Source organism: Pseudomonas kitaguniensis (genome assembly GCF_009296165.1).
GTDB classification, from domain to species: Bacteria; Pseudomonadota; Gammaproteobacteria; order Pseudomonadales; family Pseudomonadaceae; genus Aquipseudomonas; species Aquipseudomonas kitaguniensis.
On sequence record NZ_VUAZ01000041.1, the window covers coordinates 70,403 to 80,217 of the forward strand.

A 9,815-nucleotide genomic window follows, 5' to 3' on the forward strand; every position below is an offset into this window, starting at 1 on the left:
GTGTGAAATCAGGATTGCCAGGCGGGCCTGGCCCAACTCAACGCTGCTTGTAGACGCCCAGATAACGCGTGGCTTCGGCATCGTCACCGGTGAACCCCTTGACGTCGGCGGCGCTGACCACGGTGTCGGTCATCTGCGAGATCATCAGGATCGGCGCCACTTGCTCGTCGTAGAGCGCCTGCGCCTGGTGATACAGGCTGATCCGCTGCGCGGAGTCGCGCTCAGCGCCCGCCTGATCTATCAGGCGGTTAAGTGGCGGGCTGAAAAACGCAGCACGCCAACCCTGAAAGTTCGGCAAGCCGGCGTCGTCATTGTTGTTGGGGTTGTAGGCGAACGTACGCAGGCTGAAATACGGGTGCGGGTAACGCTCGGCGCCCCTCGCCACGATGATCTCGAAATGGCGCGCACGCATTGCGCCGTACACCTGGTTGCCGGTGCCGGTGACGATGTTGGCCTTGATCCCGCCCTCCGCCAGCGTCGCTTGCAGGCGCGCGGCAATGTCAATAAACGGCGGTTCCGAGAGTGTGCGAATGGTGGTGCTGAAACCGTCAGGGTAACCCGCCTCGGCCAGCAGCTTTTTTGCCTGTGCAACATCCATCTGATAGCCAGGGTCCGGCAGGCGAGCGGCCAGGCCCAACTGCATTGGCCGCTGGTTGAGCGTGCCGTAGTACGGCATTACCTGGGTGTCGAGGCCCTTGTAGTCGATCAGGTTGCGCACCGCTTCGCGCACTTTGGGCTGAGCAAATTGCGCTTGCTTCATGCTCATCGCGACGTAGTACATCGTGCCGCGTGGCAACGATTGCACCTGAATGTTTTGCTTGCCGTCGAGGGCACGAATGTCCGGCGCTGCCATGCCGTAGGCCAGGTCAAGGTCACCGCGTTCAAGCATCAGCCGCAGCGATTGCGATTCGGTCATGTGCCGCACGACGACGCGCTTGAGCTTGGTCGCGCCGCCCCAATAGCCGTCGAAACGGGTCAACAGCAGCGAGTCATTCGCCGTCCATTTGGTCAGCACAAACGGGCCGCTGCCCGCCTCGTTGGTGACCAGCCAAGCGGCGCCGAGGTCGGCATTTTTTTCATGCGCCAGCGCGGTTTTGCGATCCACCACGACCGCACTGGGCGAGGTCGCCAGGGAGTCCACCAACAGCAACGGGTCCAGGGCCTGCGGCAGGTCGATGACCAGGGTGTGCGCATCCGTGGCGCGGAGCAGCGACTGAATATTCTCGACGCTGTAACCATAGGCTTTCCAGGTGGTGGCCAGACCGAAGTTGAGTTTCATCACGCGGTACAACGACCACGCCACGTCCTCGGCGGTCAACGGGTTACCCGAGTGGAACTTGACGTCCTGGCGCAGATGAAATGTCACCTGCTTGCCGTCCTCGCTGATCTCCCAGCGCTCGGCCAACTGCGGCAGATGTTTTTCCGGGTTGCCCTGGTCACGCTTGATCAGCGTGTCGTAGAGGTTGGCATTCACGCCCGACGCATCCAGGCCCGGCGCGTTGGCCGGGTCGATGGAAAACAGGTTGACCAAGCTCATGCCGACGATCAATTGGTCGGCCGGGGTTTTGGCATTGGCCAGCGTCATCGGCCCAAGGGCGAGCATCGCCGCCAACAGGCCAGCGTGCAGTGTCGAAAATCCAGTCTTCATGAAAAAATCCTTGTTTTTATAGTTTTATCGGTACGGCGGCAGCCGTGCGGCTTAACGCGTGCGTGGGTCGAACACCTTGTACAAGGCGTCGCTGATCAGGTTCAGCGCGACAAAAATCAAACCGATCACCAGCACGCAGCCCATCACCGCGTTCATGTCACCGAGCATCAGGCTGCTGGTCAGGTATTGGCCGAAACCCGGCCAGGCGAACACCGTTTCGATCAGCACCGCGCCCTCCAGCAACGAGCCGTAGGCCAGCGCAACCACGGTCAGCAGTTGCACAAGAATGTTGCGAAACGCATGCCCCCACACCACTTGGCGCCGCGAAAGGCCCTTGACCCGCGCCGTGATGATGTATTCCTGGGACAATTGCTCAAGCATGAAACTGCGGGTCATCCGGCTGATGTACGCCACCGAGTTCAGGCCCAGAATCAGTGCCGGCAGGACGATGTGGCGCAACGCGCTGGCAAACGCATCCCAGTCACGCGCCAAGGTCGTGTCGACCAGCAACAAGCCCGTGACCTCGGGCACCATGCCGTCGTAAGCGAGGTCGATGCGCCCTGCTCCGCCCGCCCAGCCGAGCCAGGCGTAGAACACCAGCAAGCCCATCATGCCCAGCCAGAAGATCGGCGTTGAGTAGCCGAACAAGGTGATCAGGCGTGCCACGTGATCACCCAGTCGCCCCTGGTTGCTGGCGGCACACACGCCCAGCGGCAGGCCGATCAGCACGCCGAACAAAATCGCCAGGGTGGCCAGTTCGATGGTCGCCGGGAACACCCGCAAAATGTCGTCAAGCACCGGGTGGCCGGTCAACAGCGCGTTGCCGAAGTTGCCGTGGAGCAGGTCATTGAGGTAAAGCCCGAATTGGGTCCAGATCGGCTTGTCCAACCCCATCGACCGATACACCTGATCGTAAGTGGAGCTGTCGGCGTCCGGCCCGACCACGGCCAGCACCGGGTCCAACGGCATGACGCGGCCGATGATAAACGTCAGCGCCAGCAGGCCCAGCAACGTCACCAGCACCGTGCCGGCGCGCCGCAGCGTAGTGGAAGCGCGAGCGCCCATGACAGAGGCAGTCATAACAAACATAGTGAGCTCCTGATAAGTCGGTCAGCGCTTCTTGTAGACGTCTTTGTAGCGCGTGGTCGCCGCCGTGTGGCCCTGAAAATCAGCGACGTCGGCGTACACCACTACGGTGTCGGTCATCTGCGAGACGGGCAAGATCGCCCCGACTTGTTGATCGACCTGCTCCTGGATTTCGCGGTACTGGGCCACCTGTTTGGCAGGGTCCGGCTCGACCTCGGCGCGCTCGATCAACTGGTTCAGTTCGGGGCTGTAGAACGACGTGCGCCAGCCTTGAAAGTTAGTCAGCTTGGCTTCATCGCGGTTGTCCGGGTTGTACACCAGCGTGCGCAGGCTTGAATGCGGATGGCGCTCCGCCCCGCCACCGCCGCGCCCGACGATGATGTCGAAGCTGCGCTCGCGCATCGCGCCGTAAATCTGGTTACCGGTGCCGGTGATGATGCTGGCCTGGATGCCGGCCTGCGCCAGGGTCGACTGCAAGTTCGAGGCAATATTGATAAAAGGTGGTTCGGCCAACACGCGGATGGTGGTCTTGAAACCGTTCGGGTAACCGGCCTCGGCCAGCCAGGCTTTGGCCTGCTCAACGTTGAGCGTGTAACCAGGGTCAGGCAGGCGCGCCGGCAAGCCTAACGGCAGCGGCCGTTGATTGAGCACGCCGTAGTGCGGCATCACGGTCTGGTTGATGCCCTGGTAATCGATCAGCGAACGCACGGCCTTGCGCACGCGCGCATCGGCAAACATCGGCTGCTTCACACTCAGCGCCACGTAATACAGGGTGCCGCGCTGCAAGGTTTGCGTGCGCACCGAGGGGCTTTTTTGCAGGGCTTCGATGTCTGGCGCAGACATGCCCTTGGCGATGTCGAGGTCGCCGCGCTCGATCATCAGGCGCAACGATTGCGACTCGGTCATGTTGCGCATGACAATGCGCTTGAGCTTGGCCGGGCCAGCCCAATAACCGTCGAAACGGTTCATCAGAATCACGTCGTTGGCGCGCCAGTCATTCAGCACAAACGCGCCACTGCCGGCCGCGTGAGTCACCAGCCAGGCGGCGCCCATGTCCTGGTTTTTCTGATGTTCGAGGACTTTTTTGCGGTCGAGAATAAACGCGCTCGGCGAGGTCGCCAGGGTGTTCAGCACCAGCAGTGGGTCGGTCGGCCGTGGCAGTTCGATCACGAAGGTCTGGGCGTCTGTGGCGCGCATCAAACGCTCGGCGTTTTCAGCCGTAAAACCGTAGGCCTTCCACGTTGAGGCCAGCGCCAGGTTGAGTTTGAGTACGCGTTGCAGCGACCACGCAACATCTTCGGCGCTCAAATCATTACCGGACTGAAATTTCACCCCGGCGCGCAGGTTGAAGGTCAGGGTTTTGCGGTCATCACTGACCTCCCAGCGCTCAGCCAACGCCGGCACCAACCGGTCCGGCTCAGCCACATCCTGCACCAGCAGCAGGTCATACAGGTTGGCGTTGATCTCGGACACATCCAGCCCGGTGGCGGCCGCCGGGTCCAGCGACAACAGGTTGATCATGCTCATGCCGACGATCAGTTGATCGGCCGGGGTTTTGGCAAAGGTCGCAGGTACTGCGGTAACCGTCAGCGCGGCCACCAGTACCCGCGCCCACAGCGAAGGGAAAATGCGCATAGCGAGTGTGCCTTTCTTATATTTATAGGGCATGGACAACCCGGCGTTTACCGGACTGCCCGTGTACACGTCAGAAGCTTTTCAGCGTATTGGTCTCGATGAAGTTGAAGTCGATCTCTTCACCCAGGCCGGGCAAATCGGACAAGTGCACAAAACCGTCGCTGTCCATCGGGTCGACCAGGCGCTTGAGGTAGGCCGGTACTTCGTCGTAGTCCAGATACGGGTGCAGCAAACCACGCTCATACCAGGTGCAGTTTTTAATAGCGCCGACCACGGCAAGGTTGGCGGCACCGTTGCCATGGATTTCGCAGTCCATGCCAAACGATTCGGCCAGGTGTGCGACCTTCAGGCACGGACCGATACCGCCGACACCCGCCACCCCGGCGCGCAGGATGTCGCACACATCGTGCTTGACCCAACTGGCGCGGCTCAGGTGTTTGCCGCAGAGGGTTTCCGGGCCCAGCACCGGGATGTCCAACTGGCCCGCGAGCCAGGCGTAGGACTCGGCGGACTCTTCCATCATCGGTTCTTCGAACCAGGCGAAGTCGAGCTTCTGCAGTTCACGCCCGATGTACAGCGCGTCGGTGCGGCTGTACCAATGGTAACCGTCAAGCATCAGCGCAATGTCCGGCCCCACCGCTTCGCGCACTGCGGCGCAGGCCTTGACGTCGATGCGCGGGCTGGGCGCGAACGACACCGGCGGCATCCACGTGTGCAGCTTGATTGCCTTGTAACCGCGCTGCACCAGCGTCTCGGCAAACCGGCCGTAGTCTTCGGGGGTTGCCAGGCCGCCGGGCAGTTCATCGCCACACATGGTCGAGCCATACGCCGGCACTTTGTCGCGATAACCACCGATCAGCTTGTGCACCGGCACGCCGAATTTGCGCCCGGCCCAATCCCACAATGCTTGCTCGACCAGCGCCAATGCGCGGTCGGTCAATTGGCTGGCACTGCCACGTTGCCAATGCGCGAGGTCGTGCCAGATTTTTTCGCGGTCAAACGCGTTCTGCCCGACCAGCACCTTGCGCACAAAACCATCCAGCACATACGGGCGAATCAGTTCGGGGGCACCCAAGGCATAACCCTCTTGACCGTCTTCAGTCTGGATGCGCAGCAACGCCATTTGCGCCTGGCTGACATCACCGGGGTGAGCATGGCCGGCGCTGTCGACTGCGCGTCGGGTCGGGTAGGAAAACACTTGCACGTTGACTGCTGTGATTCTCATGGACGTCGTTAGCCTTTTTATTGGATTTATGACGGGAAATATCGCCTGTTCGACCGAGCATAAGTCATCGTACAACACTTGAAAAGACCCAATAACCACCGCGCACTCCTGCCCTTTCCCCGTCAAAAACCACGCAAAGCCCCGTATTTAAAGACGACTGAGCAATCACTTGTTTGGCTATTAGCCCCTATTTACGGGACATATACATTTCAAAATGTTTCAAAATCAAGGTTAGGCCGTAGACGAGTCATCTTGTCGTACGATAACGTATATCGGCGCCTTGGATGAGAACCTGACGCAACAAGGCACTGCCGTAGCAACTATCAAACGACCCTAACAAAAACAAAAAAGAAGACCGTATGAATACCCACCTACGCACGCTCGTTACTGTCGTGGCGCTTGGCCTGCCGTTCTGTGTCAGCGCCGACTCCGCCAGCATCAACTACCGCCACCAGTACACCGAAGACGACAGCGCCCACGCTGATCGAATCAAGCTTAACTATCGGCTGGACAGTGGATTGGGTTTTGAAGCAGAAATGAAATACCGCACCGCCGGGGACCGCAAAGACGTCGCCTACGACAACATGATCAACAACGGGCACGAGTTCACTGTCAGCTACAACTACGTGCTCAGCGCGCAATCGACGTTGACGCCAGCGTTTCAGATGGACAGCTCAAAAGACTCGACCACCTACAAGTTCGGCCTCAAGTACAGCTACAAAATCAACGACGCCTTCTACGTCGCCACGCGCTATCGCCTGGACGCGCGGAAACTCGACCGCGACCAGGTCAACAAAGACATGCCCGACCACTTCAAGGATGACCAGACCACGCACCGCGCGGAAGGTTGGCTGGGCTACACGCCGGCGAGTAAATGGGCGTACGAATACCAGTTCATCTACTTCAAGACTGACTACATCCGCTACGACAACAAGAAGAGCGATTACGAACAGAACCTGATCGTCAAATACAAACTCAACAAGCAATGGGCACCGTTCATGGAGATTGGTGATGTAAAAGTCAACGCCACCTCCGAAGACCGTCAGGCGCGCTGGCGCCTGGGTGTTCAATACAACTTCATGTAAGGCCGCAGACGACTTGCCTGGCCCACGCGCACCGCTCGACAGGCCAGCGCCGCGCTCCACCCCCCGTTTATTCAGCGCTCAAAGGAAGACCTGAACATGACCACGCAACCGCTCTTGCACAAACCTTACCGGCGCATTTTGCTCACCGGCGCCGCTGGCGGCCTGGGCCAGGTGCTGCGCGAAACCCTGCAGGCGCATGCGCAGATCGTGCGCGCCTCGGACATCAGCCCAATGGCGCCGAGCCGTGGCCCGCATGAGGAAGTGATCAACTGCAACCTGGCCGACAAGGCCGCGGTGGCCGCACTGGTAAATGAGGTGGACGCGATCGTGCATTTCGGCGGGATTTCAGTCGAGCGACCGTTCGAAGAAATTCTAGAGGCGAATATTCGCGGCACGTACCATATTTATGAAGCTGCCCGGCAAAAGGGGGTCAAGCGCATCGTGTTTGCCAGCTCCAACCACGTCACCGGTTTCTACCCGCAAGAGGTTGAACTGGACGCGCATTCACAGCGGCGCCCGGACGGCTACTACGCCCTCTCCAAAGCTTACGGCGAAGACTTGGCGGCGTTCTACTATGATCGCTATGGGATTGAAACCGTGAGCCTGCGCATCGGCTCGTCGTTCCCGGAACCGCGCAACCGCCGGATGCTGTCGACGTGGCTGAGTTACGCAGACCTCGATCACTTGGTCGCCCGTGCGCTGTTGGCCGAAGGTGTCGGGCACAGCGTGGTGTATGGCGTTTCAAATAATAAGCAGCGCTGGTGGAGTAATCGCCACGCGGCTCATTTGGGCTTCGCGCCGCAGGACAGTTCCGAAGCGTTTCGTGCCAAGGTCGAGCAACTACCGCAGCCTGCCACGGATGAGCCCGGCAGCCTGCTGCAGGGCGGGGCTTTTACCGCGGCCGGACCGTTCGAAGACGCGCCACGCTCGCCGTGAACCCACCTCAGCCGTTGAGCGCTTCGGCGGCGGCAGCCTCATACGCACGACGCATGCGCTCGCGGCTGTTGGACAGGTGCAGGCGCATCGCAGCGCGGGCGGCGTCGGCATCACGCCGCGCAATCGCCTTGAAGATGTCTTCATGCTCGCGGCTCAAGCGCTCAAGGTAAGGCTCCTCGTTGTCCTTGACCAGGCGCTTTGAGTGCAAGCGTGTACGCGGCAAAATGTTCACCCCAAGGTGCAACATGATGTCGGTGAAGTAGCGATTGCCGGTGGCCAACGCAATTTGCTGATGGAACTGGAAGTCTGCCGACACGGCGTAATCGGCACTCACCGCGCGCGAGTTGAGCGCGTCCAGCGAGTCGCGCATCACTTGCAGTTGCGCATCGGTGCGCCCCAGGCAGGCCAGGCCTGCGGCTTCAACTTCGAGGCTGATGCGCAGCTCAAGTACCGCCAGCACGTCCTGCAAGGTAACGATGGTTTGCGGGTCGATGCGAAACCCGCTGGGGCTCGGAATATCGCGCACAAAGGTGCCGATGCCATGGCGAGTTTCGACCAGGCCCGAGGCTTGCAGGCGCGATATCGCCTCGCGCACCACCGTGCGACTCACACCGTGCTCTGCCATCACCTGGGTTTCCGTGGGCAGCTTGGTTGCACGCGCAAGTTCGCCGGTACAGATGCGTCGGGAAAGCTCGGTGACCAACTCTTCGGCGAGGCTTCGATGCCGGCGGCGAACAGTGGTTTGGACGTTCGGTTTGTCCGTCAAGAACAAAATTCTCGGTTTGCGGAAGAGCGCACATCATAGCGCATAGGTTGTACGACAACGTAGGCGCACATGATAGTATTTCGCCTGCAGCGGACGTTCGATTCGCTGCAACGATGACAAGGACGTCCGCTCGAGAAATGCGCAACGACGTGCGCATTTAAAAACTCAAGTTAATCAAGGATCTGATTATTCATGACAAAGCCATCAACCTTCACCGCTTGCAAACTGGCCAGCGCCATTCTCGGCTCCCTGGTGCTAAGCAGCCTGCCTGTACACGCCGCCGACATTTGGCTGGATTCCGCGACCACGGGCTGGGCCACTCAGAACGGCGGCACCAAAGGCGGTTCCAGAGCAGCGGCGAACAACATCTACACGGTAAAAAACGCCGCCGAGTTGAAAAACGCACTGAGTGCATCGGTGGGCGCTAACGGTCGCATCATCAAGATCACCGGCGTGATCGACGTCAGCGAAGGCAAGGCGTACACCACCACCGCGGACATGAAAAAGCGTGCCCGCCTGGATATTCCCGGCAAGACCACCATCGTCGGCACCAGCAGTAACGCCGAAATCCGCGAAGGGTTCTTTTACGCCAAAGAAAACGACGTGATCATCCGTAACATCACCATCGAGAACCCTTGGGACCCGGAGCCGATCTGGGACGCGAACGATGGCAGCGCCGGTAACTGGAACTCGGAATACGATGGCTTGACCATTGAAGGCGCCAATAACGTGTGGGTTGACCATGTCACCTTCTCCGACGGCCGCCGCACCGACGCGCAGAACGGCAGCGCTAACGGCCGACCTAAACAGCACCACGACGGCGCGCTGGACGTGAAGAACGGCGCCAACTACGTGACCATTTCGTACACGGCGTTCAAATCCCACGAGAAGAACAACCTGATCGGTTCGAGCGACAGCCGCACCACCGATGATGGCAAGCTCAAGGTGACGATCCACAACAGCCTGTTCGAGAACATCTCGGCCCGCGCCCCGCGCGTACGCTTCGGCCAGGTGCACCTGTACAACAACTACCATGTGGGCAGCACCGGCGACAAAGTCTATCCATTCTCGTACGCGCATGGTGTAGGCAAGAACTCGAAAATCTTCTCCGAGAAAAACGCGTTCGAAATCAGCGGCATCAGCGGTTGCGACAAAATTGCCGGCGATTACGGTGGCAGCGTTTACCGCGATCAAGGCTCGACGCTGAATGGCAGCGCCCTCACCTGCTCGTGGAACTCGAGCATCGGCTGGACCCCGCCTTACAGCTACTCGCCGCTTGCGGCAAACAAAGTAGCCGCCGACGTCAAGGCCAAGGCCGGTGCCGGTAAACTCTGATTGAGTGGTTGCAACGCGTAATGAAAAGCCCTCGGTGACGAGGGTTTTTTTGCGGTTCTTCAGGACGTCCCGGGAAAGATCGAATCAATATCAAACGGG

Annotated in this window: 8 protein-coding genes; 3 read left to right on the forward strand and 5 right to left on the reverse strand. The window is 59.9% G+C overall.

Annotated features, from left to right (window positions below; genetic code table 11):
- Positions 1-37: 37 nt before the first annotated feature.
- The 4 genes from F0169_RS08060 to F0169_RS08075 form a co-directional block, all read right to left on the reverse strand.
- Positions 38-1,648, reverse strand: coding sequence for an ABC transporter substrate-binding protein (locus F0169_RS08060; protein ID WP_152746200.1), 1,611 nt, complete (start codon positions 1,646-1,648; stop codon positions 38-40).
- 51 nt (positions 1,649-1,699) lie between these two features.
- A complete protein-coding gene (locus F0169_RS08065) occupies positions 1,700-2,737 on the reverse strand; it encodes an ABC transporter permease (RefSeq protein ID WP_152746201.1) in 1,038 nt (345 codons plus the stop codon).
- Between the two features lie 21 nt (positions 2,738-2,758).
- On the reverse strand, positions 2,759-4,369 hold the full coding sequence (locus tag F0169_RS08070) for an ABC transporter substrate-binding protein (protein WP_152746202.1): 1,611 nt from the start codon (positions 4,367-4,369) through the stop codon (positions 2,759-2,761).
- Positions 4,370-4,439: 70 nt separating this feature from the next.
- Positions 4,440-5,594, reverse strand: a complete 1,155-nt coding sequence (locus F0169_RS08075) for a mandelate racemase family protein (protein WP_152746203.1) — start codon at positions 5,592-5,594, stop codon at positions 4,440-4,442.
- A gap of 359 nt (positions 5,595-5,953) precedes the next feature.
- On the opposite strand from F0169_RS08075, the gene F0169_RS08080 reads away from it, so the two are divergent.
- Together F0169_RS08080 and F0169_RS08085 are read left to right on the forward strand one after the other, a co-directional pair.
- The gene (locus F0169_RS08080; protein ID WP_058411613.1) at positions 5,954-6,679 is read left to right on the forward strand and encodes an oligogalacturonate-specific porin KdgM family protein; all 726 of its coding nucleotides are present in this window, start codon (positions 5,954-5,956) and stop codon (positions 6,677-6,679) included.
- 96 nt (positions 6,680-6,775) lie between these two features.
- Positions 6,776-7,615: an NAD-dependent epimerase/dehydratase family protein gene (locus F0169_RS08085; protein ID WP_152746204.1), complete on the forward strand. Its 840-nt coding sequence runs from the start codon at positions 6,776-6,778 to the stop codon at positions 7,613-7,615.
- Positions 7,616-7,622: 7 nt separating this feature from the next.
- Here F0169_RS08085 and F0169_RS08090 read toward each other — a convergent pair whose 3' ends face one another.
- Positions 7,623-8,381 (reverse strand): FadR/GntR family transcriptional regulator, encoded by a 759-nt coding sequence (locus tag F0169_RS08090; protein ID WP_058411621.1) that lies wholly within the window; start codon positions 8,379-8,381, stop codon positions 7,623-7,625.
- 192 nt (positions 8,382-8,573) lie between these two features.
- Between F0169_RS08090 and F0169_RS08095 the strand changes: the two genes are divergently transcribed.
- Positions 8,574-9,716: a pectate lyase family protein gene (locus tag F0169_RS08095; RefSeq protein ID WP_122251356.1), complete on the forward strand. Its 1,143-nt coding sequence runs from the start codon at positions 8,574-8,576 to the stop codon at positions 9,714-9,716.
- Positions 9,717-9,815: the final 99 nt, after the last annotated feature.